21 protein-coding genes are annotated in these 25,299 nt (G+C 60.9%); 12 read left to right on the top strand and 9 right to left on the bottom strand.

Annotated features, from left to right (window positions below):
• Positions 1 to 24 precede the first annotated feature (24 nt).
• Genes rstA through ACUXAC_RS06470 form a run of 3 tightly spaced genes read left to right on the top strand, consistent with a single transcriptional unit; the run spans position 25 to position 3,585 of the window.
• Entirely contained in the window at positions 25 to 750 is a 726-nt protein-coding gene (rstA, locus tag ACUXAC_RS06480; protein WP_049198289.1) for a two-component system response regulator RstA, read from the top strand.
• Positions 747 to 2,051 carry a two-component system sensor histidine kinase RstB gene (rstB, locus tag ACUXAC_RS06475; protein WP_049198288.1) on the top strand — a complete coding sequence of 435 codons (1,305 nt, stop codon included), beginning with the start codon at positions 747 to 749 and terminating at the stop codon, positions 2,049 to 2,051. Before rstA ends, rstB begins: the two co-directional genes overlap by 4 nt.
• 34 nt (positions 2,052 to 2,085) lie before the next feature.
• Positions 2,086 to 3,585, top strand: a complete 1,500-nt coding sequence (locus ACUXAC_RS06470) for a carboxypeptidase M32 (protein WP_225528738.1) — start codon at positions 2,086 to 2,088, stop codon at positions 3,583 to 3,585.
• 166 nt (positions 3,586 to 3,751) lie between these two features.
• Here the strand turns inward: ACUXAC_RS06470 and ACUXAC_RS06465 are convergent, their stop codons facing one another.
• Positions 3,752 to 4,657: an alpha/beta fold hydrolase gene (locus ACUXAC_RS06465; protein WP_387441231.1), complete on the bottom strand. Its 906-nt coding sequence runs from the start codon at positions 4,655 to 4,657 to the stop codon at positions 3,752 to 3,754.
• A gap of 185 nt (positions 4,658 to 4,842) precedes the next feature.
• Between ACUXAC_RS06465 and asr the strand changes: the two genes are divergently transcribed.
• Both asr and ACUXAC_RS06455 read left to right on the top strand, forming a co-directional pair.
• Positions 4,843 to 5,118 (top strand): acid resistance repetitive basic protein Asr, encoded by a 276-nt coding sequence (asr, locus tag ACUXAC_RS06460; RefSeq protein ID WP_025302975.1) that lies wholly within the window; start codon positions 4,843 to 4,845, stop codon positions 5,116 to 5,118.
• 294 nt (positions 5,119 to 5,412) lie between these two features.
• Positions 5,413 to 6,225, top strand: a complete 813-nt coding sequence (locus ACUXAC_RS06455; RefSeq protein ID WP_049198285.1) for a trypsin-like serine peptidase — start codon at positions 5,413 to 5,415, stop codon at positions 6,223 to 6,225.
• A gap of 37 nt (positions 6,226 to 6,262) precedes the next feature.
• Here the strand turns inward: ACUXAC_RS06455 and ACUXAC_RS06450 are convergent, their stop codons facing one another.
• Entirely contained in the window at positions 6,263 to 7,039 is a 777-nt protein-coding gene (locus ACUXAC_RS06450) for a helix-turn-helix domain-containing protein (protein WP_197813892.1), read from the bottom strand.
• A gap of 101 nt (positions 7,040 to 7,140) precedes the next feature.
• On the opposite strand from ACUXAC_RS06450, the gene ACUXAC_RS06445 reads away from it, so the two are divergent.
• Positions 7,141 to 8,298 carry an MFS transporter gene (locus tag ACUXAC_RS06445; RefSeq protein ID WP_421115016.1) on the top strand — a complete coding sequence of 386 codons (1,158 nt, stop codon included), beginning with the start codon at positions 7,141 to 7,143 and terminating at the stop codon, positions 8,296 to 8,298.
• Here ACUXAC_RS06445 and hrpA read toward each other — a convergent pair.
• Positions 8,276 to 12,163, bottom strand: a complete 3,888-nt coding sequence (gene hrpA, locus ACUXAC_RS06440; RefSeq protein WP_072271007.1) for an ATP-dependent RNA helicase HrpA — start codon at positions 12,161 to 12,163, stop codon at positions 8,276 to 8,278. The genes ACUXAC_RS06445 and hrpA overlap by 23 nt on opposite strands.
• A gap of 269 nt (positions 12,164 to 12,432) precedes the next feature.
• Between hrpA and azoR the strand changes: the two genes are divergently transcribed.
• Positions 12,433 to 13,038, top strand: a complete 606-nt coding sequence (gene azoR, locus ACUXAC_RS06435) for an FMN-dependent NADH-azoreductase (protein WP_225528734.1) — start codon at positions 12,433 to 12,435, stop codon at positions 13,036 to 13,038.
• A 121-nt stretch (positions 13,039 to 13,159) separates the two neighbouring features.
• On the opposite strand, the gene ACUXAC_RS06430 is transcribed toward azoR, so the two are convergent.
• Genes ACUXAC_RS06430 through ACUXAC_RS06420 form a run of 3 tightly spaced genes read right to left on the bottom strand, consistent with a single transcriptional unit; the run spans position 13,160 to position 16,298 of the window.
• Positions 13,160 to 13,483 (bottom strand): YdbL family protein, encoded by a 324-nt coding sequence (locus ACUXAC_RS06430; RefSeq protein ID WP_060418625.1) that lies wholly within the window; start codon positions 13,481 to 13,483, stop codon positions 13,160 to 13,162.
• Between the two features lie 8 nt (positions 13,484 to 13,491).
• Entirely contained in the window at positions 13,492 to 13,689 is a 198-nt protein-coding gene (locus tag ACUXAC_RS06425) for a YnbE family lipoprotein (protein ID WP_387441237.1), read from the bottom strand.
• Positions 13,686 to 16,298, bottom strand: coding sequence for a YdbH family protein (locus ACUXAC_RS06420; protein WP_387441239.1), 2,613 nt, complete (start codon positions 16,296 to 16,298; stop codon positions 13,686 to 13,688). The genes ACUXAC_RS06425 and ACUXAC_RS06420 overlap by 4 nt, the downstream gene beginning before the upstream one ends.
• Positions 16,299 to 16,765: 467 nt before the next feature.
• On the opposite strand from ACUXAC_RS06420, the gene ACUXAC_RS06415 reads away from it, so the two are divergent.
• Together ACUXAC_RS06415 and hslJ are read left to right on the top strand one after the other, a co-directional pair.
• Positions 16,766 to 17,758: a 2-hydroxyacid dehydrogenase gene (locus ACUXAC_RS06415; protein WP_038880333.1), complete on the top strand. Its 993-nt coding sequence runs from the start codon at positions 16,766 to 16,768 to the stop codon at positions 17,756 to 17,758.
• Positions 17,759 to 17,808: 50 nt separating this feature from the next.
• Entirely contained in the window at positions 17,809 to 18,237 is a 429-nt protein-coding gene (gene hslJ, locus ACUXAC_RS06410; protein WP_225528732.1) for a heat shock protein HslJ, read from the top strand.
• A gap of 29 nt (positions 18,238 to 18,266) precedes the next feature.
• Here hslJ and ACUXAC_RS06405 read toward each other — a convergent pair whose 3' ends face one another.
• Together ACUXAC_RS06405 and ssmE are read right to left on the bottom strand one after the other, a co-directional pair.
• A complete protein-coding gene (locus tag ACUXAC_RS06405; protein WP_015377999.1) occupies positions 18,267 to 18,521 on the bottom strand; it encodes a DUF333 domain-containing protein in 255 nt (84 codons plus the stop codon).
• A 499-nt stretch (positions 18,522 to 19,020) separates the two neighbouring features.
• Positions 19,021 to 19,353 carry a multidrug efflux SMR transporter SsmE gene (ssmE, locus tag ACUXAC_RS06400; protein WP_148876714.1) on the bottom strand — a complete coding sequence of 111 codons (333 nt, stop codon included), beginning with the start codon at positions 19,351 to 19,353 and terminating at the stop codon, positions 19,021 to 19,023.
• A 238-nt stretch (positions 19,354 to 19,591) separates the two neighbouring features.
• On the opposite strand from ssmE, the gene nifJ reads away from it, so the two are divergent.
• Positions 19,592 to 23,125 carry a pyruvate:ferredoxin (flavodoxin) oxidoreductase gene (gene nifJ / locus ACUXAC_RS06395; protein ID WP_387441242.1) on the top strand — a complete coding sequence of 1,178 codons (3,534 nt, stop codon included), beginning with the start codon at positions 19,592 to 19,594 and terminating at the stop codon, positions 23,123 to 23,125.
• Positions 23,126 to 23,212: 87 nt separating this feature from the next.
• Here the strand turns inward: nifJ and ACUXAC_RS06390 are convergent, their stop codons facing one another.
• The gene (locus ACUXAC_RS06390; RefSeq protein ID WP_387441244.1) at positions 23,213 to 23,527 is read right to left on the bottom strand and encodes a hypothetical protein; all 315 of its coding nucleotides are present in this window, start codon (positions 23,525 to 23,527) and stop codon (positions 23,213 to 23,215) included.
• Positions 23,528 to 23,799: 272 nt separating this feature from the next.
• On the opposite strand from ACUXAC_RS06390, the gene ttcA reads away from it, so the two are divergent.
• The gene (gene ttcA / locus ACUXAC_RS06385) at positions 23,800 to 24,738 is read left to right on the top strand and encodes a tRNA 2-thiocytidine(32) synthetase TtcA (protein ID WP_049198275.1); all 939 of its coding nucleotides are present in this window, start codon (positions 23,800 to 23,802) and stop codon (positions 24,736 to 24,738) included.
• 146 nt (positions 24,739 to 24,884) lie between these two features.
• The gene (locus ACUXAC_RS06380) at positions 24,885 to 25,283 is read left to right on the top strand and encodes a VOC family protein (RefSeq protein ID WP_060418601.1); all 399 of its coding nucleotides are present in this window, start codon (positions 24,885 to 24,887) and stop codon (positions 25,281 to 25,283) included.
• The last annotated feature ends 16 nt before the right edge of the window (positions 25,284 to 25,299 follow it).

Here is a 25,299-nt window from a genome sequence, read left to right as displayed (position 1 = left end):
CTTTTCTTATTAAAACACGGGCATATGCATAAAATTGTTTTTGTGGAAGACGATCCTGAAGTCGGCAAACTGATCGCCGCCTATCTGGGCAAACACGACATTGAGGTGCTGATCGAACCGCGCGGCGACAGCGCGCAGGCGCGCATCGAGCGCGAGCAACCCGATTTGGTGCTGTTGGACATCATGCTGCCCGGCAAAGACGGCATGACGCTGTGCCGCGATCTGCGCCCCACCTTCCCCGGCCCGATCGTGCTGCTCACCTCGCTCGACAGCGACATGAACCATATCCTGTCGCTGGAGATGGGCGCCAACGACTATATCCTGAAAACCACGCCGCCGGCGGTGTTGCTGGCGCGCCTGCGTTTGCACCTGCGCCAACACAGCCAGCAGCCGAAAGAAGAGTCGGTTCAGCCGCTCACCCAGCACAACGCGCTGCATTTCGGGCTGTTGTGCATCGATCCGGTCAACCGGCAGGTCACACTGGGCGAAGAAACCGTCACCCTGTCCACCTCGGATTTCGATTTGCTGTGGGAACTGGCGACCCACGCCGGGCAGATCATGGATCGCGAGGCGCTGCTGCAAAACCTTCGCGGCGTGAGCTATGACGGTATGGACCGCAGCATCGACGTGGCGATCTCCCGCCTGCGCCGCAAGCTGTACGACAATGCGCTGGAGCCGTTCCGTATCAAGACCGTGCGCAATAAAGGTTATCTGTTCGCCCCTAACGCCTGGGCATCGGTGCAACAATGAGAAAACTTTTCGTCCAGTTCTTCCTGTTGCTGTTCGTCTGTTTTCTGGTGATGGCGATGCTGGTCGGCCTGGTGTACAAGGTGACCGCCGAGCGCGCCGGCCGCCAGTCGATGGACGACCTGATGAAAAGTTCGCTGTATCTGATGCGCAGCGAGCTGCGCGAAATCCCGCTGAAGGACTGGAACAAGACCATCGCCACGCTGGATCTCAACCTGTCGTTCAAGCTGCATATCGAGCCGCTCGGCAAACAGGCGCTGAGCGAGGATCTGAAAAAACGGCTGCGGCTGGGGGAAATCATCGCCCTCGACGATCAGTACACCTTTATGCAGCGTATTCCGCGCAGCCATTACGTGTTAGTGGTCGGCCCCATTCCTTATCTGTTCTATCTGCATCAGATGCGCCTGCTGGATCTGGTGTTGCTGGTGTTTATCGGCATGTCGCTGGCGCTGCCGGTGTTTCTGTGGATGCGGCCGCACTGGCAAGACCTGCTCAAGCTGGAAAACGCCGCCCAGCGGCTCGGCGCCGGGCATCTGGATGAGCGTACCCACTTCGATCCCACCTCCAGCCTGAGCCGGCTCGGCGTGGCGTTCAACCAGATGGCCGACAACGTCAACACCCTGATCGCCAGCAAGAAACAGCTGATCGACGGCATCGCCCACGAGCTGCGCACGCCGCTGGTGCGCCTGCGTTACCGGCTCGAAATGAGCGATAACCTGTCCGAAAGCGAACAGCAGGCGCTGAACCGCGATATCGGCCAGCTGGAGTCGCTGATCGACGAGCTGCTGACCTATGCCCGTCTGGACCGTCCGCAGGTTGCGTTAAACATTGAACCCATCGATCTGCCAAAGTGGCTCGAGGACAAGGTCGATGATATCCGTCTTATTCATCAGGAACGCGACATCCAGCTCGATATCCCGCACGTCGGCGACTTCGGCGGCGTCGATCTGCGCCTGATGGAGCGCGTGCTCGACAACCTGGTCAACAACGCGCTGCGCTATTCCGAACAGCGTCTGCGCGTGGGGCTGTGGTTTGACGGCGACCTCGCCTGCTTGCAGGTCGAGGATGACGGGCCGGGCATCCCGCCGGAAGAGCGCGAACGGGTGTTTGAACCTTTCGTCCGTCTCGACCCCAGCCGCGATCGCGCTACCGGCGGCTGCGGGTTGGGGCTGGCCATCGTCCATTCCATCGCCGTCGCCTACCAGGGACAGGTGTTCGTCGAAGGCAGTTCGCTCGGCGGCGCCAGCTTCCGTTTCTGCTGGCCGGTGAAGCCGACATTCAGTTTAAAAGCCGATCTGGCGTAATACCGCCGGACCTTCTCATTGGAGCCGAATAATAATGACATCTGCACATTCCAACACGTCTGCTTACGATCACCTGCGCGCCCTGTTCAGCCGGCTGTCGCGTTTCGGCCACCTGTCCGCCATCGCCGGTTGGGACATGCAAACCTTGATGCCACCGGGCGGCAGCAAGGCGCGCTCCGAAGCGCTGGCCGAGCTGAGCGTGCTGCAGCACCAGATTTTAACGGCACAAAGCACCGGCGAGCTGTTGGATCGCGCACAGCAAGAGACGCTGGACGAACTCGATCGCGCCAACCTGCGCGAAATGCGCCGCCAATATGAAGACGCCGTGCTGCTGCCGGCGTCGCTGGTCGAAGCCAAGTCGCTCGCCGGCGCGCGTTGCGAACACGCCTGGCGCGCCCAGCGCCCGGCCAACGATTGGGACGGCTTCGTCGAGAACCTGCGCGAGGTGGTCAAGCTCAGTCGGGAAGAGGCGCAGATCCGCGCACAGGCGGCCGGCACCAGCCGCTACGATGCCCTGCTCAACCTGTATGAACCGGGCATGCGCAGCAGCGATCTCGACCGCATCTTCGGCGATCTGAAAACCTGGCTGCCGGATCTGCTGCAGCGCGTGGTGGCCAAACAGGCCAATGAGCCTTGCCAGACGCCGCAGGGCCCGTTCAATGTGGACACCCAGCGCCAGCTGAGCCTCAGCGTGATGAAACTGCTCGGTTTCAACTTCGACAACGGCCGCGTTGACGTCAGCGCCCACCCGTTCTGCGGCGGCGTGCCGGAAGATGTGCGCATCACCACCCGTTACAACGAGAAAGAGTTTTTGACCGCGCTGCTCGGCATCGTGCATGAAACCGGCCACGCCCGCTACGAGCAGAACCTGCCGCGCGATCTGCTCGGCCAGCCGGTCGCCCTGGCCCGTTCCACCGCTATCCACGAATCGCAGAGCCTGCTGTTCGAAATGCAGCTGGCGCGCGGCAATGAATTCCTGAAAATCTTGCGTCCGCTGGTTACCGCGCAGTTTGGCGAACAGCCGGCGCTGGAAGAAGCCAACTTCATTCGCCTCAACCAGCGCGTTAAACCGGGCCTGATCCGCGTCGACGCCGACGAGGTGAGCTATCCTGCCCACGTCATCCTGCGCTACGAAATTGAAAAAGCGCTGATCGAAGGCGATATCGAAGTGGAAGACATTCCGGCGCTGTGGAATGAGAAGATGCATGCTTACCTCGGCCTCGACACCATCGGCAACTACCGCAACGGCTGCATGCAGGATATTCACTGGACCGACGGCGCTTTCGGCTACTTCCCGACGTACACGCTCGGCGCAATGTACGCCGCGCAGCTGTTCCACAGCGTGCGTCAGGCCCTGCCTTCTCTCGGCGAGGACATCGCCGCCGGCAATCTGCAGCCGCTGTTCCACTGGCTGCAGCACAACATCTGGCGCCACGGCAGCCGTTTCCCGACCGAGACGCTGATCGCCAACGCAACCGGCGAAGCGCTCAACCCACGCTATTTCCGTCAGCATTTGGAAAACCGCTACCTGTAATCTCCGCTGGCGCGGCCCTGCCGCGCCCTTTTCTCGCCTGCAAGACCGGATAATGCTTCATAACGCACGTTCTGTGCCGACATCGCCTTGGCTACAGAGTGGCGGGTGGCCACTCACCATAAGTATGTTGTAACTAAAATAGTAAAAACGCCGGCGTTCCGGCCTCTCATCCCAGTGCGTGACGGGCGATCATCGCCGCCAGCTGCGGCCTCAACGGGGCCGGCAGGTCATGCCCCATGCCCGGCATAATATGCAATTTGGCGTTGACGACCGCGCGGGCGATCGCCACTCCGCCCGCCTTGCGCACCAGCCGATCGCGATCGCCGTGAATGACCAGCGTCGGTGCAGCGATGCGCCGGCTGTAACGACGCAGATCGCCGCTGCCGAGCAACGCGGAAAGTTGCCGCTGCATGCCTGCCGGATCCACGCCCCGCTTCAGCAGCCGCTTCACCAACGCATCCAGCTCCGCCTCCTCCGGCGGGTAAAACCGGGTGCCGAGCGCGCGCAGGAAGGCTTTCATCCCCTCGCGGCGCTGCTGCAGCGTCAGATCGGCCGCAGGCCGGCGCACCAACAGCCACAGCAGCGAAGGTGCCGGCGGCGGCAACAGCGGTTGATTGGTGCTGGAGAACAAGATGCACAACGAGGCGACACGCTGCGGATAGTCGGCGGCCAGCACCTGCGCGATCATGCCACCCATCGAGGCGCCCAAGACGTGGGCCTGTGGGATACGCAGGTGATCGAGCAGATGCGTCGCGTCCGCCGCCATGTCCGCCAGGGTATAAGGCACCGGCGTTTGCCAACCGAGCTGGGCGCGCAGCATCAGCAGCCACAACGGTTGCGTGCGTTGCGCCTGCGTTTTGCCGGAAAGGCCAACGTCGCGGTTGTCATAACGGATCACCCGAAATCCCTTGGCCACCAGGGCGCGGCAGAAATCGTCAGGCCACAGCAGCAGCTGTGCACCGATGCCCATGATGAGCAGCAGCGGCGGGTGCGCCTCATCGCCCCAGTCCTCATAGGCCAGCGGCACCTCGCCCTGTTCAGTCACGCCACAGCGAATCGTTATCTCATTCATTTTAAATCCCTTTTATCGCGCCTGGCGGTCATTATAGCAGCAATCCCCCTTGCCGCCGCCGCCCTGTACATTAGGTTACAAGCCGAAACCAATCACTCACGGAAAGCCGGGCGCCGTTTGCCTACTATCATCTCAACGGCCCCGCAGTGGGGTTGATACCCAAAAGTCATGTTGAGGATTCTGCGATGAAAAAAGTATTAGCTCTGGTTGTTGCCGCTGCAATGGGTCTGTCTTCCGTGGCTTTCGCTGCCGAGGCTGCCACCACCGCACCTGCGGCTACCGCAACCACCGCCACCGCTGCGCCGGCTAAAGCTCAGGTGAAACACCACGGCAAGAAAGCCCCGGTTCAGAAAGCTCAGGCGGCCAAAAAGCATCACAAAAAAGCCGGTAAGAAAGCCCCGGCTCAAAAAGCCCAGGCGGCTAAAAAGCACCACAAGAAAGCCAGCCACAAAAAAGCGTAATGACGTGAGGGTCCCCTCACCGCTTCAGGCTTGACGTGTACGACACCCGGTTCGCCGGGTGTTTTTTCATCGGGGGGTTCTCATTGATGCTGCGCCGCTACCTGTTCGAGATCGTTCTGACCGCCCTGATCCTTTGTGGACTGATCGCCGTCTTTTTTTATCTGTAGCCTGCCGCGTCGCCGGCGGGAAATTATTGAAAAATCAATTATTGCCCATCCACATGGCTGCTAAATCAGTCTATAGTTAGCATTCAGTGTGTTTATGGATGATCCGTATTTGTCAGGCAAGAGATCTATGCGCATATCCGTTTTACTGTTGCTGTGCTCACTCCCGCTCATCGCTGCTCAGGCGGCACGCGCCGACGGCCCGTCCAAGGCCGAGCAAACGCGTCTGTTTTTCGGCAAAGATGAACGAATCAAGGTCACGGATACCGCCGCCCAGCCGTGGCAGGCCATCGGCCAGGTCGAAACCGCCAGCGGTAATCTGTGCACCGCCACGCTGATCTCCCCGCACCTGGCGTTGACCGCCGGCCACTGCGTACTGGCACCGCCCGGACAACTGGATAAAGCCATCGCGCTACGCTTCGTGGCAGGCGATAAATCCTGGCAGTATCAAACCGGCAATATCGAGACCCTGGTCGACAGCAAACTGGGCAAAAAGCTGAAGCCGGACGGTGATGGCTGGATTGTGCCGCCCGCCGCCGCCGCCTATGACTTTGCGCTGATCCGTCTGAAAGACAAAAAGCCGCTGCCGATCGCACCGTTGCCGCTGTGGCAAGGCGACAGCAAGGCGCTGACCCAGGCCCTGAAACAGGCCAAACGGCTGATTACTCAGGCGGGTTACCCGGAAGATCATCTGGATGACCTTTACAGCCACCAAAACTGCAAGGTGACCGGCTGGGCCCAGCAAGGCGTACTGTCGCACCAATGTGATACCCTGCCCGGCGACAGCGGTTCACCGCTGCTGTTGAAAACCGCCGACGGCTGGCAGCTGATCGCCATCCAAAGTTCGGCGCCGGCGGCGAAAGATCGCTATCGCGCCGATAACCGCGCCCTGGCGGTACCCGGCATCCGCGAAGCGCTGGACGCCCTGGCCGCAGGCAAATAATCCTCTCTCAGCGGCGCATTATGCGCCGTTGTGCTTTTCAGCCCCCTTGCATATAGCGTCGCGGCGTGGTGCCGGTGAACTGACGGAAAAAGGCGATAAACGCGCTGTCGCTGGAAAACCCCAACCGCTGCGCCACCGCGCTGACCGACGGCAACGTCGCCAGCAGTTCGATCGCGCGCATCAACCGCCACTGCTGGCACCACTGCTGATAGCTCAGGCCGGTTTCCCGCACAAACAGCCGCGTCAACGTTTTGGCGTGCAGATTCAAGCGCTGCGCCAACGCCGCCAACCCCGGCAATTCGTCACTCTCCGGCAGCGTGGCCAGCCAGGCGGCAAGACGCCTATCCTGCGGCAGCCGCAGCTGGGTATTCTCGCGCTGCGCCTCGCTCAGCTCATTGATCAGCACCGCCAGCAAATCGCGCGCCTGGGGCTGCGCCAACGCAGAGTCCAGCGGCCAGTGCGCGATGCGCTCGACGATCGCCGCCAACAGCGGGTTCATCGCCAGCACCGCAGCCTGTGGCGGCATGGCGGCGGTCAGCACCGGATCGAAATACAGCGAGCGATACGCGACGCGGCCGCACAGCTGCACCCGATGCGCAATGCCGCCCGGTATCCAGACGCCGCGCGTCGGCGGCAGAATCAGCCACTGCAGCGCCAACGTGACCGTCATGCACCCCTGCGGCGCATACAGCAGCTGCGAGCGCTGATGCCAATGCAGCCCGGAGTCGTGCTCCGCCAGTTCGGCCGCAATGCCGAGCACCGGCGCCGGCAGCCGATCCGGGTCGAACGGGTGATGCTGTTGAATCAGCGCCATCAGATTGTCCTATATCCGTTGTTTTTTGTCCGAATGATTGTAATCGAACAAAGCGTCGCTCCCTATACTGGCCGCATTAACTTTTAGGGAGAATGTGCATCATGCAACGCTTATCTTTACCGCTGCTCGTCACCGCCATCATGACGCCGCAGATCCTGGAAACGCTGTACAGCCCGGCGCTTACCGCCATCCGCAGCGATTTCGGCATCAGCGCCGCGCAGGCCGGGCAGACGTTATCCATCTATTTCTTCGCCTTCGCCCTCGGCGTCGCCTTTTGGGGAGCCTTCTGCGATCGATTCGGCCGCCGTCCGGCGATGCTGGCCGGCCTGGCGCTCTATCTGGTCGGCGCCGGCATCGCGCTGCTGAGCGGCAACTTCACGCTGTTGCTGGCCGCCCGTGCGCTGATCGCCTTCGGTGCCGCGGTCGGTTCAATCGTCACGCAAACCATGCTGCGTGACGTCTATCAAGGCCCGGCGCTGGGGCGCATGTTCGCGCTGGTCGGCATCGCGCTTTCCATCAGCCCGCTGCTGGGAATGTTTGCCGGCGGCGCGCTGGTCGCCTGGGGCGGCAGCGCGGCAGTCTTCATCGCACAGGCGGCCTGGGCGCTGGCGCTGCTGCTGTGGAGCTACGGCACATTGCCGGAAACGCGGCAGCGGCAGACCGCAACGGCCGCCGCACCGGGCATTGCCCTGACGACGATGCTGCGCGATCGGCACATCTGGTGTTCGGCACTGCTGGTCGCCAGCTTCAATATCATGGTGTTCAGCTACTTCAGCCTGGCGCCGTTCATGTTCGAAAGGCTGGGGTTGAGCAGCCAGCAGTTTGGCTACTCGGGCGTGATGCTGGCGCTGGGCAGCCTGGCGGGAGCGCTGTTGAACCGCCACCTGCTGGCGCGCGGCGTCAGCGCCAAGCGTCAGATCCTGCTGGGCGGGTTGCTGGCGGTGGCCAGCGGCGTGGCATTGTTCTGGTGGCAACACAGCCTCTGGATGCTGCTTCCCTGCGCGCTGGTGATGCTGGCGTTCGGGTTGGCTATCCCGAATGTGCTGAGCCAGGCGCTGACCCGCTACCGGGAGCAACTCGGCACTGCCGGCGCGTTATTCGGGCTGCTGTACTATCTGCTGATCGGCCTGGGGTTGACGATCGCGGCGCGCGGGCAGGATTTGGCCGCCACGCTGCTGCTGTGCGGCCTGTTGAGCCTGTGGTGTGCCGGCCGCTTGCCGGCCGGCACACCTGAGCTTAGCCCGAAAGCTGCTCGATAGTTTGCAAAATACGCTTGTCGGAGATCGGGTAAGGCGTGCCCAACTGCTGCGCGAACAGGCTGACGCGCAGCTCTTCGATCATCCAGCGCACCGCTTTCACCTCTTCCTCCTGCTGTCGCTTCGGCGGCAGCTTGTTCAGCCACTGCTGCCACGCCTGCTGCACCTGCTCCACCCGCAACATCTGCGCGCGATCGCGGTGCGGATCGATAGCCAGTTTTTCCAACCGACGCTCGATCGCCTGCAGGTAACGCAGCGTGTCCGGCAGGCGTTTCCAGCCGTTGCCGGTCACGAAACCGCGGTAGACCAACCCGCCGAGCTGGGTCTTGATGTCCGACAGCGCCAGCGCCAACGACATGTCCACCCGGCCTTTCAGCCGTTTGTTGATGTTGAAGACCGCCGTCAAGATCTGCTCAACCTGCTTGGCCACCTCGACGACCGTGTCGTTCAGCTCGGCGCGGATCTGCTCCTGCAGGCGGGCAAAGCCTTCCTCTTGCCAGACCGGGCCGCCGTGTTCGGCGATCAGCTTGTCGATGCCACACGAAATGCAGTCGTCGATCAGCTCCAGCACCTTACCGTACGGGTTGAAATAGAGCCCCAGCTTGGCCTTGTTCGGCAGCTTTTCATGCAGGTATTTGATCGGCGAAGGAATATTCAGCAACAGCAGGCGGCGCGTGCCCTGCCACATCGCCTGTTGCTGCTCGCTTTCGCTGTCGAACAGGCGGATCGCCACGCTGTCCTTTTCATCCACCAGCGCCGGGTAAGCCTTCATCGAATAGCCGCCGCGCTTCTGCTCGTAAAACGCCGGCAGTTGGCCAAAGCTCCAGACATGCAGATTGCTCTGCTCCAGCCCGTCGTCGGCCACCGCCGACAGCGTCTCCTGCACTTTCTCTTTCAGCTGCAGGCGCAACGCGGCCAGGTCTTTGCCTTCGCGCAGCGTCTGGTTTTTCTCGCCCACCACGCGGAAGGTCATCTTCAGGTGATCGGGCACCTGATCCCACTGCCAATCATCACGTGACACGGTCACGCCGGTCATGCGGCGCAGCTCGCGCTCCAGCGCGTCCAGCAGCGGCAATTCCAGCGCAGTGACGCGGCCAAGGAACGCCTCGGCGTAGTTCGGTGCCGGCACGAAGTTGCGGCGCACCGGCTTCGGCAGCGATTTGATCAGCGCAATCACCAGCTCGCGGCGGATGCCGGGGATCTGCCATTCGAAGCCCTGCTCCTCCACCTGGTTGAGGATTGGCAACGGAATGTGCACCGTCACGCCGTCGGCGTCGGTGCCCGGCTCGAACTGGTAGCTCAGCCGCAGCTTGAGGTTGCCCTGATGCCAGAAATTCGGGTAGTCGAGCGCGCTGATCTTGTTGGCGCCGTCCTTGATCAGCATCTCTTTTTCGAAGTTCAGCAGGTCCGGCTGCTGTTTGGCCGCGCTCTTCCACCAGCTGTCGAAATGACGGCCGGAAACCACGTCGTTGGGGATGCGGCGATCGTAGAAGCCGAACAGCGTTTCGTCGTCCACCAAAATGTCGCGGCGGCGCGATTTATGCTCCAGCTCTTCCACTTCGGCGCGCAGCTTTTGGTTTTCGCGGAAGAAGGCGTGGCGCGTCTGCCAGTCGCCCTCCACCAGCGCATGGCGGATAAACAGCTCGCGGCACAGCAGCGGATCGATGGCGCCGTAATTGACCTGGCGCGCCGCGACGATCGGCAGACCGAACAGCGTGACCTTTTCACTGGCCATCACCGCCCCCTGCGATTTCGACCAGTGCGGCTCGCTGTAGCTGTGTTTCACCAGGTGCTGAGCCAGCGGCTCAATCCATTCCGGTTCAATGCGCGCGGCGATGCGCCCCCACAGGCGGCTGGTTTCCACCAGTTCGGCCACCATGGTCCACTTCGGCGGCTTCTTGAACAGGCCGGAGCCGGGGAAGATCGAGAAACGGGCGTTGCGCGCGCCGGTAAATTCCTGCTTGTCCGCATCCTTCTGGCCAATGTGCGACAGCAAGCCGGTCAGCAACGCGGTGTGCACGCTGCGGTAGTCGGAAGGCGTGCTGTTGATCGGCAGCCCCAGCTCTTTCACCACCTGGCGCAGCTGGGTATAGATATCCTGCCACTCGCGCACCCGCAGGTAGTTGAGGAAATCGTTGCGGCACAGGCGGCGGAACTGGCTGGAAGAGTTCGCTTTTTGCTGCTCCTGCAGATAATCCCACAGGTTGACGAACGCCAGGAAATCCGAGTCCTTGTCGGCAAAGCGGCGGTGTTTTTCATCCGAGGCCTGCTGCTTGTCCATCGGGCGCTCACGCGGATCCTGAATCGACAGCGCGGCGGTGATGATCATTACCTCGCGTACGCTGCCGCTCTTCTGCGCCTCCAGCACCATGCGCGCCAAACGCGGGTCGATAGGCAACTGCGCCAGCTGGCGGCCCTGCGGCGTCAGCTGATAGTGGCCGTTATCGGCGGTGGCGATCGCCCCCAGCTCTTCCAGCAGGCGCACGCCATCCTGAATATTACGCTTGTCCGGCGCCTCGACGAACGGAAACGCGGCGATGTCGCCCAGCCCCAGCGAGGTCATCTGCAGAATGACCGACGCCAGGTTGGTGCGCAGAATTTCCGGATCGGTAAACGCCGGCCGCGAGAGGAAATCCTGCTCGGAGTACAGACGGATGCACACCCCTTCCGATACGCGACCGCAGCGCCCTTTACGCTGGTTGGCGGAGGCCTGCGACACCGGTTCGATCGGCAAGCGCTGCACCTTGGTGCGGAAACTGTAACGGCTGATGCGCGCGGTGCCCGGATCGATGACGTACTTGATGCCCGGCACCGTCAGCGAGGTTTCCGCCACGTTGGTGGCCAGCACGATGCGCCGGCCGTGGTGCGACTGGAATACCCGGTTCTGCTCGCTGTTCGACAGGCGCGCATACAGCGGCAGCACCTCGGTATGCGGCAGATTGAGGCGGTTCAGGGCGTCGGCGGTATCGCGGATCTCGCGCTCGCCGCTCATGAAGATCAGAATGTCGCCCGGCCCTTCGCGCCCAAGCTCGTCCACCGCATCGAAAATCGCCTGCAGCTGATCGCGATCGGTATCGTCGCCGTCGTCGACCACCGGGCGGTAGCGTACCTCCACCGGGTAGGTGCGGCCGGAAACCTCGATGATCGGCGCATTGTTGAAATGGCGCGAGAAGCGCTGCGGATCGATGGTCGCCGAGGTAATGATCACCTTCAGATCCGGGCGCTTCGGCAACAGTTCGCGCAGGTAGCCGAGAATAAAGTCGATATTGAGGCTGCGCTCGTGCGCTTCATCGATGATCAGCGTGTCGTACTGCATCAGCAGGCGGTCCTGCTGAATTTCCGCCAGCAAGATACCGTCGGTCATCAGCTTGACCAGGGTATTTTCCCCCACCTGATCGTTGAAGCGCACCTTGTAGCCGACGCTGCCGCCGAGCGGGGTTTCCAGCTCGTCGGCGATGCGGTTGGCAACGGTGCGCGCCGCCAGGCGGCGCGGCTGGGTATGGCCGATCAGCCCTTTCACCCCGCGTCCCAGTTCCAGACAGATCTTCGGCAGCTGGGTGGTTTTCCCCGAGCCGGTTTCCCCGGCGACGATCACCACCTGGTGATCGCGAATGGCGTTTAAAATGTCCTGCTTTTTTTGGCTGACCGGCAGGCTTTCCGGATAGGTAATGCGCGGGCAAGACGCGGCGCGCGCCTGCACTTTTTGCCGCGCCGCCGCGATGTCGCTTTCTACTTCGGCGGCAACCGCCAGCTGGGCATCGGGATTTTTGATTTTTCGTGCGCCCTGCAGGCGACGACGCAGGCGTTGTTGATCGCGGAGCATCAGCTCACCCAGTTGGGCCGGCAGTGCCTCGAGCGGAGATTTCACGTTCGGTGTTCCTTGTTTCTTCGCCGCCAAGGCCAGGCTTAGCAACGGTTTGGTGTTTTTTTAGCGATTTTTTTACTTTAGCCGCACAGCCTATCACAAACGGCTTTCTCCCCCTACTTCCGCGAGTAAAGCGTCGCCATGTCATTCAATAAAATCGAACGAAGATCTCGAAATATTGCGCTATCACTGTTGGGGGAATGTGAATAGCATGTACTTCATGCAAGGGACGCTGAGTCCTGATGTCACTGTCACAACGTAAGGAATTATCGATGAGCAAAGTATTGGTTCTGAAATCAAGCATCCTGGCGACCTACTCTCAGTCTAACCAACTGGCCGATTTCTTCGTAGAGCAATGGAGCAACGTCCACAGCGGCGACACCATCACCGTACGCGATCTGGCCGCGCAGCCAATCCCGGTGCTGGATGGTGAACTGGTCGGCGCGCTGCGTCCTTCCGATGCTCCGTTGACCCCGCGTCAACAAGAAGCGCTGGCCTTGTCGGACGAGCTGATCGCCGAGCTGCAGGCCAATGACGTCATCGTGATTGCCGCGCCGATGTACAACTTTAACATCCCGACCCAGCTGAAAAACTATTTCGATCTGGTTGCCCGCGCCGGCGTAACCTTCCGCTACACCGAAAACGGTCCGGAAGGCCTGGTGAAAAACAAACGCGCCGTGATCCTGACCAGCCGCGGCGGCATCCACAAAGGCACTCCAACCGACCTGGTAGAGCCTTACCTGCGTCTGTTCCTGGGCTTCATCGGCATCACCGACGTGGAGTTCGTCTTCGCGGAAGGCATCGCCTACGGCCCGGAAGTGGCGACCAAAGCCCAGGAAGACGCCAAGGCGGCCCTGTCTCAGGTGGTTGCTGCCTAAGACCCTGCGCAGGGGCACCACGCCCCTGCCGGACAAGACACACGTCCTGTCAAACCTGCACTACCCTCATAATAATCATCTATCCGTATCTCTTGGCGCGCCAGACGGCGCGCTTTTTTTTTTATTTCTGCAGCCACTGGCCGTTGATGCCGCGCACATACTCACCGCTCTGCGCCCGCGTCACCAGCTTCTGCCCGGCCATGCGCGCCACTTCGTCGACGGCGATGTGGTTGCCGTCCGCCACTTCCTGATACTTCTCGGCGCGGCCGGCGTTGATGCGCTTCACCAGCGCCAGCGTTTCCGCGTCCTGCTTCACCGGCGCGATATAGCCGCTCAGGGTTTCGCCTACTCGCCCTTGCTGCTTCGCCTCATCCAGCGTCAGTGCCATCACCACGCCGCTGAACAACCAGGCAGCGCCGGCCAGCCACAAATAACGTTTTTTCATGTCGGCTCCTAGAACAGACCGCTTTGGGTTTTCAGCAGGTTTTCGACGTCCTTATCCACCTTGATATGAATTTCATGCTCGATCTTGACGTTCATATTGATGGTGATCGGATCCTTCGGCGTCGCCACCTCGATGCGCGGCACGCAGCCGCTCAGCAGCGAAACGCACAGCAGCGCTGCCAGCGTCGGCACACTCATGATTTTCATTGTTGTTCCCCAGGTTGTGAGAGGGCCTGCTCCAGCCACTCCTGTAAATTGTCGCCGAAGCGCAAACTGCGCCACAGCTGAAACACATTTTCCTGATGGCGATAGTTCAGGATCACCTCGCGCTTGGCGCTCTTCTGCGGGTTGATGCCGTCGATGCGCGCGCTCAGCGTCAGCTCGCCCAGGTTATCGAGATCGACCCGGGCGTGCGAACGGTTGATTTCCATATAGCGCAGCCAGTCGATCGCCGCGCCGGTCGCCAGGTTGTTGCTGCCGATGGCGTCGGCCATGTCTTTGTCCAGCCGCAGCGTCAGCGTGCCGGCGTTGGCGATCCAGCCGTTCTGCACCAGCCATTTCGGGTGGTTCAGGAACAGCGGCAGCTCGCCGTCGACGCGGCCGGACATGGCGAACTGCTTCGGTTTCAGGGCGGTGAACAGCGCGCTGAGATCGACCTTGTCCAGCTTCAGCACCGCGGCGTCATGCTGCGGCAACCGCAGCGCCGACAGGCTGATATGCCCGTTGAGCATGTCCACGCCGACGTTGCTCAACGTCAGCGGCTGCCTTTCGCTGTAGGGATAAGTGCCCTGCAGATCGGCGGAAATGTTCTGCATCTCGAACAGGTTGGTGAAGGACTTGATGCGCAGCGATACCGGCTGTTTGGCACCCAGCAGCCACTGATGCTGCTTGAACCGGTACGACAGGATGAAATCCAGACCGCTCATTTCGCCGTCCTTCAGCCACATGCCGCCGTTTTTCACCACCCAGTGGCCGCCGGCTTCGAAGCCCTGCTCGCGGGCGGCGGAAAACGCCGACTGCGCATAAAACTCGCCCTCGCGCAGCGTGAGATTGAGATCCGGCGCGAGCAGCGGCTGGAAGACCTTCAGCGACTGTTTCGGCCACCAGCCTTCGCCACGCAGGCGTTCGCCGTCCCAGCGGCCGCGCAGCGCGATCGGCCCGATCTGCTGTGCCTGCAGTTTGCCCTGCAGCTGGAAACTGTCCGGCGAACGGCCGTTCAGCTGCAGCGCCAGCACCGGCGCCGGCAGATGGCCGCCGTCGCTGAAGCTGACCTTATCCGCCGCCAGCTGCAGCTCGCCGTTGAACTGCGGGTTTTGTTCATCGCGCCGCCAGCGCAGCGGTTGGTTGAGGCTCAGGCGCGGCGCGGCGACCGTCACCAGACCGTACTTTAATTTGTCGAAGCCGGTGGAGAGTTTGTCGAGCACCAGCTCGCTGTCCTGCCAGCGGCCGCTGCCGGCAACGTCCCAGGCGGCCTGCAGCGGCGGCAACCGGCCGTTGCCCCAGTAGCGCCACTGCCAGTCACCCTTGTCCGGCCAGAAATCCTGCGCCTGGCCGTCCAGGTGCAGCTTGAAGCGCCCCCAATAACTGTCGCTGGCGCTCAAAATCGCCTGCAGGCGGCCGGTGATACCGGCGGCGGTCACCTTCACGCCCGCCAGCGGTAAACGCGCTTCCTCCAGCGTCATTTCCGGCGTCACCTTGCCCCACAGGCGCAGGAGCGCCCCCGGCTGCAGCACCAGCGTCGGATTAAGAATGCTGCCGCCAATCACGCCCGGGATCGACGCGGTGGTGGAGAAATCGGCCAGATTGGCCTGGCCGGTCAGTTGGAAGCGCAGATCGCTGTCGGTCAACCCTACCTTGCCCGGCCCGAGGGTGAGCACCGCATTGCCCTTGCCGTTGTGGCCGGCGGTGATCACGTTCAGCCGCGCGCTGATCTCCGTTTCATCCCACCCTTTGCTCCAGTCATGCAGCGCGATGTTCAGGCCGCCGTTCAACGGCTGCCCGCTGTACGGCCAACGCCACTCGCCCTGCTTGATGCTGAGCCGCTGCGGCGCGACTTCCCACGGCAACACCGCCAGCGGGCGATCGTCGCCTTTTTCGCTCACCGTCAACACGCCCTGCTGCTGTTGCCAGCGCATGTCCAGCAACACCGGTTTTTCCAGATAGGCGGTCTGCATTTCCCCCTGCAACGCCCCCTGCGTCGGCAGGCTGGCCAAATCCAGCGGAATGGTTATCTTGCCGGCGAGGTGTAGCGGTTGCGCGCTGTTGGGCGGGACGATGGTCAGACTTTGCAACGTCAGCTGCTGTTTTTCATCCAGCTGCGCCTCGGCGCTGAGATTCGGCCCCTGATAATGCAGGCGTTGCCCGTCAGGGCCCGAGGAAAGCTGCAGCTTGCCGGCGTAGCGCTGCCAGGGAATGAGCGTCAGGTCATTAAGGGTGAGATCCAGCGACGGCAGCTCCCGCTGCAGCTGATCGAGCGCCAGCGGCGCGCTGTTGGCATCTCCGCCCGGCAGTTTTGACAAACAGGCGCTGTCGACGCTGACCTTATCGCTCGACAGCTGCCAGCGGCCCTGGTGATAAGCCAGCCGCGTCGGCCCGACGTTGGCCAGCAGGCAATCTTCCGCGGTGAAACGCGCCCCCGCCAACGCCAGGCCGCCCTGGCGCCAGTGCAAATTGCCCTGCAATTCCAGCCGGCTCCCCGCCGGTAACCAATGCGATAGCACTCCCGGCAGCCAGCGCGGCAGGGTTTGCCACAACGCCAACACCAGAATTGCACAGCCCGCCACCGTCCCTATGAATACTTTCAATCGCCTGGTCATTAAATGATTGCTTGTTCCTGAGTTAGGCATTCGTTAAGTCTATGCCTGAATTGACAATAATGATGGCACGAATTTGACATAGGGTGAAGCTGAGTGCGGTTCCAGAAGCGATTTGCACCTTTTTGGCGCAAACGTGTGCGGGATTGTAGATTTTCGTTACATATACATCACATAAATAGGACAGTTTTCAGACTTTTGTTATTGTCGTTACCGTTGATGATTAATAGTCTTGCAACCATTCTAATAAAAGTTTAGCTGCTAGCTAACTGTGTACTAGAGAAGCCATTCCCCACACCCCCGTGGGGATTTTTTTGCCGCCTGCCGCCACCGTCGCCTTCCCTCCACCGTATCACGCCTCCGCAACTGCCCGGCAGCGGCCATATCGCCCGCGTCGAAAATGGCTAACCAATTGTCGAATTTACTAAAATCTGTTAAATTGATCACAAAATCACGGTGGAGAAACCACGATGAAATTGGCGATATACAGTACTAAACAGTATGACCGTAAATATCTCGAACTGGTGAATCAGCAGTTTGGCTACGAGCTGGAATTCTTCGACTTTTTACTCAGTAAAAAAACCGCCAAAACGGCCGCCGGTTGCAAGGCGGTGTGCCTCTTCGTTAACGACGACGGCAGCCGTGAAGTGCTCGAAGAACTGGCGGCGCTGGGCGTCGAAATTCTCGCCCTGCGCTGCGCCGGTTTTAATAACGTCGATCTGGACGCCGCCCAGGAACTGGGCATCAAGGTGGTGCGCGTGCCCGCCTATTCGCCGGAGGCCGTGGCAGAGCACGCGGTAGGCATGATGATGTGCCTGAACCGCCGTATTCACCGCGCCTATCAACGCACCCGCGACGCCAACTTTTCGCTGGAAGGGCTGATCGGCTTTAACATGCATAACCGCACCGCCGGGGTGATCGGCACCGGTAAAATCGGCGTGGCGACGATGCGCATTCTGAAAGGCTTTGGCATGAAGCTGCTGGCCTACGATCCCTTCCCGAGCGAACAGGCGCTGGAACTGGGCGCGGAGTATGTCGATCTGAAAACGCTGTACGCGCAGTCCGACGTGATCACCCTGCACTGCCCGCTGACGCCGGAAAACCACCATCTGCTGAATGCCGATGCCTTCGCGATGATGAAAAACGGCGTGATGGTGATCAACACCAGCCGCGGCGCGCTGATCGACTCCACCGCCGCCATCGACGCGCTGAAGCAGCAGAAAATCGGCGCGCTGGGGATGGACGTTTACGAGAACGAACGCGATCTGTTCTTCGAAGACAAGTCGAACGACGTGATTCAAGACGACGTGTTCCGCCGCCTCTCGGCCTGCCACAACGTGCTGTTTACCGGCCATCAGGCCTTCCTGACCGAAGAGGCGCTGACCAGCATTTCGCAAACCACGCTGCAGAACATCAGCCAGTTGGAACGCGGCGAAGCCTGCCCGAACCAGTTGAACGCCTGAGCGTAACCTCGGGGCGCCCTTGCGGCGCCCTGTTTATTTGAGAGAACGCGATGAGAAAAACCACGGTAGCCGCCCTTGCGGCGCTGGCCTTAACGGGGTGCAGCATGAAACCACACACGGCCGTCACGCCAGGCGATCTGTTACATCACAACTTTGTGTTGCAGAGCGTGGATGGCGAAACGGCGAAATCACCGGCGGGTGGCGGCCTGCTCAATCTGGAGTTCGGCGAGAGCCTGCATGTCTCCGGCACGATGTGCAACCGCTTCTTCGGCCAGGGGCAATTACGCGACGGCGTGCTGACGGTGAAACCGCTGGCCACGACGCGCAGGCTGTGCCCTGATGAACAGCGCAACCGCTGGGATCGGGTGATCGGCACCGTGCTGGAAAACGGCGCCGAAGTGACGCTAAACGCCCAGCAGCTGACGCTCAACGGCAGCGGCCACACGCTTATCTATACCCTGCGCGATTGGGTGTATTGATCCTGCACGCTGGGCCTGGCGCCGCGGGCTTACCCGGCGCAGCTGCCCAGGCCCAGCGTGCGTTCTTCGCACTGCTTGCCGTTCGGCATTTGGCACATGCGCAGCGCTTCACCGTTCAGGTTGTGCGCAATGGTGGTGACGCCGCCGACCGCCGCGCAACCGGCGCTGGTCTGCAACGTATTGATTCTGGCACTGTTGCCCTGCTGTACTGGCTCTTCGTTATTGCTGCTGCAGGCGGCTAAAAGCAGCACGGCGCTGGCAAGCAGCCATTTTGATGTCGTCATTATCCCACTCCTGAACCCGGAACTGCGCTGTGTAAAATCGCCATTGCTGATAACGCGCGTCACTTGGCGGACACGTTTCGCTATCTTTGATGCAAACTTGTTTAATCTAGCTCGATATATAAATAATGAAAATATATTCCAGCCATTATTTGTCGTTTTTTTGCGCCGACCGGACATTTATTTTGTTTGCAGAATATTTCCACACCGGCGCGCGGTGCCAAACGTGACGGCGCCACCCGCTACCCGGCCCTGGCCGCACGCAGAAAGTGATAACGTCACTGCTGCCGACGGGGAGATTTCTCCCGCAATATCGGTATTCATTATCTTCGCGTGCTTTCAGTATGACGGCGCATTTTTTGCTACCGGAGAGGAGGATATTTGCGTCTATGCTGGCGGCGCTAAGTAATTAGCATTCCACTATTTTCAGTGAATGATGGCTGAATTCTTCAACCGGCGCGACTTGCTGTCACGCCGGCCTTTTTTCACATTAAAATAACACTCAGTGCACCGAAGCTTTGGACAGTAAATTAATCACCAGCACGCCGGCAATAATTAATCCCATACCGACGATCGCCGGCCAATCCAATTTTTGCTGATAAACGAATACCGCCGCGACCGACACCAGCACGATGCCCATGCCCGACCAGATCGCATAGACGATGCCCAGCGGCATGCTCTTGACCACCATCGACAGCCCCCAAAATGCCACGCCGTAGCCCAGCACCACCAGCAGCGACGGCCACAGGCGGGTAAAGCCTTCGGAGGCTTTCAACATGGTGGTGGCGATCACTTCCGCGACTATCGCCATCGTCAAATACACAAATGCGCTCATGGTTTTCTTCTGTCAGTTTGCCGATGCGCAATTATGACGCGCCGGAAATAAATTGTCTTTAAACGGTGAAAACAATTTATTGCCGCCGGCACCCAATCGGCGAGGAAATACGCCTTTGACGATTTATCACCCGCCACACAAACACGATAAAGCCATGTTCAAACCCTCTGTTAGACTTTTTTCCATTACTGCGAAAGTGCGCTTTCGCGGCTTTGTGAGCAATGAAAAGGTAACGTCGATGATAACTACAGATGGTAATAATGCAGTCGCTTCCGTGGCCTATCGCACCAACGAAGTGATTGCCATCTACCCTATCACGCCGAGTTCCACCATGGCGGAACAGGCGGATGCCTGGTCCGGCGATGGCCGGCAAAACATCTGGGGCGACATCCCCCGGGTGGTGGAAATGCAGTCGGAAGGCGGCGCGATCGCCACCGTGCACGGCGCCTTGCAAACCGGCGCGCTGTCAACCTCGTTCACTTCATCGCAGGGCCTGCTGCTGATGATCCCGACGCTGTACAAGCTGGCCGGCGAGCTGACGCCGTTCGTGCTGCACGTCGCCGCGCGCACCGTGGCCACGCACGCGCTGTCTATCTTCGGCGATCATTCGGACGTGATGGCGGTGCGCCAGACCGGCTGTGCCATGCTGTGCGCCGGCAGCGTGCAGGAAGCGCAGGACTTCGCGCTGATCTCGCAGACCGCCACCCTCAACGCACGTGTGCCGTTTATCCATTTCTTCGACGGCTTCCGCACCTCGCACGAAATCAACAAGATCGTGCCGCTCAGCGACGATACGCTGCGGCAAATGCTGCCGCAGGCGGCGATCGACGCTCACCGCAGCCGGGCGCTATCGCCGGATCATCCGGTGGTGCGCGGCACTTCCGCCAACCCAGACACCTATTTCCAATCGCGCGAAGCCACCAACCCTTGGTATGACGCCACCGGCCAGCACGTGATCGACGCCATGGCGGCCTTCGCCGCCCTTACCGGCCGCCACTATCGGCCGTTCGACTATTACGGCCACCCGCAGGCCGAGCGCGTGGTGGTGGTGATGGGGTCCGCCGCCGGCACCTGCGAAGAGGTGATTGACACCCTGCTGGCCCGCGGCGAGAAAGTCGGCGTGCTGAAGGTGCGGCTGTTCCGGCCGTTCTCCGCCAAATACCTGCTCGGCGCGCTGCCGGACAGCGTGCGCAGCGTCGCGGTGCTCGATCGCACCAAAGAACCGGGCGCGTTGGCCGAACCGCTGTATCTGGACGTAATGACCGCGCTGGCGGAAGCCTACAGCCAGGGTGCACGCGCCACGCTGCCGCGGGTGATCGGCGGCCGTTACGGCCTGTCGTCGAAAGAGTTCGGCCCGGACTGCGCGCTGGCGGTGTTCCGCGAGCTGGCCCAGCCGCAGCCGCGCCCGCGCTTTACCGTCGGCATCTTCGATGATGTCACCGGGCTTTCGCTGCCGCTGAGCGACGAAATCCTGCCGCAGCGCGCCTCGCTGGAAGCGCTGTTCTACGGTTTGGGCAGCGACGGCTCGGTCTCGGCCACCAAGAACAACATCAAAATCATCGGCAACGCCACGCCGCTGTATGCCCAGGGCTATTTCGTCTACGACTCCAAAAAGGCCGGCGGCCTGACGGTGTCGCACCTGCGCGTCAGCGAGCAGCCGATCAATTCGGCCTACCTGGTCAGCCACGCAGACTTCGTCGGCTGCCACCAGTTGCAGTTTATCGATAAGTACCAGATGGTCGAACGCCTAAAGCCCGGCGGCACCTTCCTGCTCAATACCCCTTACGGCGCCGACGAGGTCTGGTCGCGCCTGCCGCAGGAGGTTCAGGCGCTGTTGCACCAGCGCCAGGCGCGTTTCTATATCATCAACGCCGCCAAGCTGGCGCGCGAATGCCGGCTCGGCGCGCGCATCAACACCGTAATGCAGATGGCGTTCTTCCACCTGACGCAGATCCTGCCGAGCGACGTGGCGCTGCAACAGCTGCAGGATGCCATCGCCCGCAGCTACAGCAGCAAGGGCCAGGAGATCGTTGAGCGCAACTGGCAGGCGCTGGGCGCCACCCGTGGCGCACTGACCGAAATTCCACTGCAGCCGATCGACGACAGCAGCCCGATGCGCCCGCCGGTGGTCTCGGACGCCGCGCCGGACTTCGTCAAAACCGTTACCGCCGCGATGCTGGCCGGGCTGGGCGATGCGCTGCCGGTTTCCGCCTTCCCGCCGGACGGCACCTGGCCGGTGGGCACCACCCAATGGGAAAAGCGCAACATCGCCGAAGAGATCCCGGTATGGCAGCCCGACCTATGCACCCAGTGCAACCACTGCGTCGCCGCCTGCCCGCACTCCGCCATTCGCGCCAAGGTGGTTCAGCCGGCGGAGATGGAGCACGCCCCTGCTTCCCTGCAGTCACTGGATGTCAAAGCGCGCGATATGCGCGGCCAGAAATACGTGCTGCAGGTAGCGCCGGAAGATTGCACCGGCTGTAACCTGTGCGTCGAGGTCTGCCCGGCGAAAGATCGCCAGAACCCGGAGATCAAGGCCATCAACATGGCTTCGCGCCTCGATAATCTGACGGCTGAGAAAGACAACTACGACTTCTTCCTGCAGCTGCCGGAAATCGATACGGCGCAGCTGGAGCGCATCGACATTCGCACTTCGCAGCTGATCACGCCGCTGTTCGAGTATTCCGGCGCCTGTTCCGGCTGCGGCGAAACGCCGTACATCAAGCTGTTGACCCAGCTCTATGGCGACCGTTTGCTGATCGCCAACGCCACCGGCTGTTCGTCGATCTACGGCGGCAACCTACCGACCACGCCTTACACCACCAACGCCGAAGGGCGCGGGCCCGCGTGGGCCAACTCGCTGTTCGAAGACAACGCCGAATTCGGCCTGGGCTTCCGTCTGACGGTCGATCAACATCGCGCACGGGTGCTGCGTCTGCTGAATTCGCTGGCGCCGCAGCTGCCGGAGCAGTTGGTCAATGCCTTGCAGATGGACGACGTGGCGCCGGAGCCGCGCCGTAAGCAAATCGCCGAACTGCGCACGCTGCTGGCGAGTCTCGAAGGCGAAGACGCACGCCAGCTGGCGGCCGACGCCGACTACCTGGTGGATAAATCCATCTGGCTGATCGGCGGTGACGGTTGGGCCTACGACATCGGCTTCGGCGGTTTGGATCACGTGCTCAGCCTGACGGAAAACGTCAACGTGCTGGTGCTCGACACCCAATGTTACTCCAACACCGGCGGCCAGCAGTCGAAGGCCACGCCGCTCGGTGCGGTGACCAAGTTCGGTGAACACGGTAAGCGCAAGGCGCGCAAGGATTTGGGCGTCAGCATGATGATGTACGGCCATGTCTACGTCGCGCAGATCTCGCTGGGAGCGCAGCTTAACCAGACGGTGAAAGCGATTCAGGAGGCCGAGGCCTATCCGGGCCCGTCGCTGATCATCGCCTACAGCCCGTGCGAAGAGCACGGCTACGATCTGGCGCTCAGCCACGATCAGATGAAACAGCTGACCGCCACCGGCTTCTGGCCGCTGTACCGCTTCGATCCGCGCCGCAGCGCCGAGGGCAAGGCGGCATTGGCGCTGGATTCGCGGCCGCCGAACAGCAGCCTGGCGGAAACGCTGCTGAAAGAACAGCGTTTCCGCCGCCTGAACTCGCAGCAGCCGGAAGTGGCCAGCGCGCTGTATCAGGCCGCCGAGAAAGAGCTGAAGGAGAAATACGACTTCCTCAGCCTGCTGGCCGGCAAGGCGGAAAAATCCGCCACTGAGTAATCCCCTTCAGGGCGCGAGCGATTCGCGCCCTGTTTTTCACATGCCGTTTGAATCAGCGGTGGCCCTCTATGCTCAAGGGCCTCACACTTAACGAGCCGCGCTTTTTTCTTTTATCCATTGCGCCATGACGCGTGTCGAGAATGGCCTATCCGTTCTAATCTCCGCTAAAGCACAAACCTTGTCTTTGAACGTGGCGCCCAGCGAAAATAGTTTCCCGTCATAGTAACAATAAAGTGCATCTCCCTTATCCTTGCCATCAAGACGCTCTTTTTGCTCTCGCGGTACCAGTACGACGGTTTCGGTCGGTTCGCTCAAACCAACAGGCATCGTGTCAAACGCCAGTGCGTTTTCTGCGTAAGCAAAAAACGATGCGCAAAGTCCAACAACAGTGATTCCTTTCATGCTCTCTGTGCCTCTCGGTGTAAGTTCTGACTGAGATGAGACCCGCACCGCGAAACAACGTTCCCTCGAAGCCGTCGTTCAAATGACGGCGAATGCTGTGAGCCGAAAAACCTGCTGGTATTCATCGCCACAATCCGTACCATACAGACCTCGCGTCGGGTGCGTGGCGGCTGGATGATGAATAATGATCAAAACCGGCCGGTTGAATGGTAAACTCGCGGTCTACAACGCCATGCCCCTAGTGCCCCCCATTGAGAATGAGCACGATTTAAATGTCAGAAAAGCAATCCGTTAGCCAAAAAGAGCAGTACAACCTGAACAAGTTGCAAAAGCGCCTGCGCCGCAACGTGGGCGAAGCGATCGCCGATTTCAATATGATTGAAGAAGGCGACCGCATCATGGTCTGCCTGTCCGGCGGTAAAGACAGCTACACCATGCTTGAGATCCTGCGCAACCTGCAGCAGAGCGCGCCGATCAACTTCTCGTTAGTCGCGGTGAACCTCGATCAGAAACAGCCCGGCTTCCCGGAGCATATTCTGCCCGCCTATCTGGAAAGCCTGGGGGTGGAGTACAAGATCGTCGAAGAGAACACCTACAGCATCGTCAAAGACAAGATCCCGGAAGGCAAAACCACCTGTTCACTGTGCTCGCGCCTGCGCCGCGGCATTCTGTACCGCACCGCCACCGAACTGGGCGCCACCAAGATCGCACTGGGCCACCACCGCGACGACATTTTGCAAACGCTGTTCCTCAACATGTTCTACGGCGGCAAGATGAAAGGCATGCCGCCCAAGTTGATGAGCGACGACGGCAAACACGTGGTCATTCGCCCACTGGCCTATTGCCGCGAGAAAGACATCGAGCGTTTCTCGATCGCCAAAGCGTTCCCGATCATTCCATGCAACCTGTGCGGCTCGCAGCCTAATTTGCAACGCCAGGTGATCGGCGACATGCTGCGCGACTGGGACAAGCGTTACCCTGGCCGATTGGAAACCATGTTCAGCGCCATGCAAAACGTGGTGCCTTCGCACCTGAGCGATATCAATCTGTTCGATTTCAAAGGCATTCACCACGGTAGCGCCGTGGTGGACGGCGGCGATTTGGCCTTCGATCGCGAAGACATCCCGATGCAACCGGTCGGTTGGCAGCCGGAAGACTCAGACGATGCGGTGCCTGCGCCAGAGCGGTTGAACGTGCTGGAAATCAAATAAGCCCCTCTCGCCGCTTGCCCTCTGCAAGCGGCGACATTCCCCGCTCTCGACGATCTCGATCCTGTTCACAGTTTGCGCAAAATTTACTGGGCAGTGCCGTTTTTACCCTATACTGTTTATTTATACAGTCAATTGGAGAGCGCGCAATGAATATTACCCCCTGCCTGTCCCACGTCTCGCTAGGCTCCAACGATTTCGAGGCCGCCGCGGCCTTTTACGATCGTGCGCTGGCCGCCTTGGGTTGCCGACGCGTGTTGGAACATCCCGGCGCCATCGGTTACGGTCGCGACTACCCGGAGTTTTGGCTGCAGGTGCCGATTGACGGCCGGCCTGCCGCGCCCGGCAACGGCACGCACGTCGGCTTTTTCGCGACCAGCAAGCAACAGGTGGATGAATTCCATCGTCAGGCGCTGCTGGCCGGCGCCGTCGATGAAGGCGCGCCCGGTTCGCGGCCGCACTACGGTGAGGCTTACTACGGCTGCTTTGTTCGGGATTTGGATGGGCACAAGATTGAAGCCAGCTTCTGGGATGAAAGCGCGGCCTGAAGCAGAGTAAAAGCCG

The organism is Serratia sp. 121840015-1 (assembly GCF_053627655.1).
This window is presented reverse-complemented; position numbering and strand designations above follow the sequence as displayed.